This is a genomic window from Paenirhizobium naphthalenivorans, from assembly GCF_007992095.1.
Lineage (GTDB): Bacteria > Pseudomonadota > Alphaproteobacteria > Rhizobiales > Rhizobiaceae > Allorhizobium > Allorhizobium naphthalenivorans.
Map to the genome: position 1 here is coordinate 1 of NZ_BJZP01000125.1, position 719 is coordinate 719.

General features: G+C 60.5%; 1 protein-coding gene. It reads left to right on the forward strand.

Annotation, left to right across the window (positions count from 1 at the left end):
- On the forward strand, positions 1–719 hold a 719-nt coding region (locus RNA01_RS23490), incomplete at both ends, for a type IV secretory system conjugative DNA transfer family protein (RefSeq protein ID WP_235916863.1).

A 719-nucleotide genomic window follows, 5' to 3' on the forward strand; every position in this document is an offset into this window, starting at 1 on the left:
TTCCGCCGCTGGTGATGATCGCCATCGCACTGATGTTGCCGGGGATAGAACAGTGGCTTACCACGTTCGGAAAAACGGCAGGGGCGAAATTGACGCTTGGCCGGATTGGACTTTCGTTGCCCTATATCGCAAGTGCTGCGATCGGGCTGATCTTTCTCCTCAGTGCCCAGGGATCGGTCAACATCAAGACGGCAGGGTGGGGCGTCGCTGCCGGATCGGTGGCCGTCATTGCACTCGCCATCGTTCGGGAAGGAATACGGCTTTCGCAATTTGCCGGAGAATTGCCAGCGGCCCGGTCGATCCTGTCCTATATCGACCCGTCAACAATGACAGGTGCTACGGCAGCTCTCTTCTCTGGCATGTTCGCGCTGCGCGTCGCGGTGATCGGCAACACCGCATTCTCGCGTTCCGAGCCGAAACGCATCCGCGGTAAACGCGCACTGCATGGCGAGGCGGAATGGATGAAACTGCCGGAAGCAGAGAAGCTGTTCGCAGAGGGCGGCGGCATCGTGATCGGCGAGCGATATCGCGTCGATCGCGACAGCACGGCGGCAATCTCGTTTCGGGCCGATATCCCTGAAACATGGGGCGCCGGGGGAAAGTCACCGCTGCTCTGCTTCGATGGCTCGTTCGGATCATCGCACGGGATCGTCTTTGCCGGGTCAGGGGGATTCAAGACAACGTCGGTCACGATCCCGACGGCGCTTAAATGGGGCGGC